At 58.6% G+C, this 761-nt stretch carries 1 protein-coding gene; it reads left to right on the top strand.

Annotated elements, in window-relative coordinates; all coding sequences use genetic code 11:
• Positions 1 to 761: pyruvate carboxylase subunit B (locus KCG48_RS14550; protein WP_211802895.1), on the top strand; the 761-nt coding region annotated here is incomplete at both ends.

Below are 761 nucleotides of genomic sequence, written 5' to 3'. Positions count from 1 at the left end.
GCCCATCAGAGTCTCTTTGCCACCCGCATGTCCACGGAGCAGATGCTGCCCATCCTGGAAACACTGGATGAAGCCGGCTACCACTCCCTGGAAGTCTGGGGTGGCGCAACCTTTGATGCTTCCCTGCGCTACCTCAACGAAGATCCCTGGGAGAGGTTGAGAACTATCCGGAAGCACGTAAAGAACACGAAGCTCCAGATGCTGCTCCGCGGCCAGAACCTTCTGGGCTACAAGCACTATCCCGATGACGTGGTGGAGGCCTTCATTCAGAAAGCCATCGAAAACGGCATCGACATTGTCCGCGTCTTCGACGCCCTCAACGATCTCCGAAACCTGGAGACTTCAGTGAAGGCCATCAAGAAGTTCGGCGGCCACTGCCAGATGTGCATCTGCTACACCATCAGCGACATCCACACCGTGGACTACTACGTGAACCTCACCGCCGAAATGGTGAAGATGGGGGCCGACTCCATCGCCATCAAGGACATGGCGGGCATCCTGACCCCCAGCGTAGCCTACAAGCTGGTGAAGGGAATCAAGGGGATCACCGATCTGCCGCTGCAGGTCCATACCCACGCCACCTCCGGCATTGCGGAGATGACCTACCTGAAGGCCGTGGAAGCCGGTGCCGACATCATCGACACCACCGTATCCACCTTCTCCGGCGGCACCAGCCAGCCGGCCACGGAATCCCTGGGCATCGCCCTGGAGGAACTGGGTTACCATACGGGCCTGCATTTTGACAAGATCAAGATCGTGGC

The organism is Proteiniclasticum sediminis (genome assembly GCF_018128025.1).
GTDB classification, from domain to species: domain Bacteria; phylum Bacillota; class Clostridia; order Clostridiales; family Clostridiaceae; genus Proteiniclasticum; species Proteiniclasticum sediminis.
The sequence above is the reverse complement of the archived record's forward strand: the minus strand, read 5'-3'. Positions and strand labels throughout refer to the sequence as shown.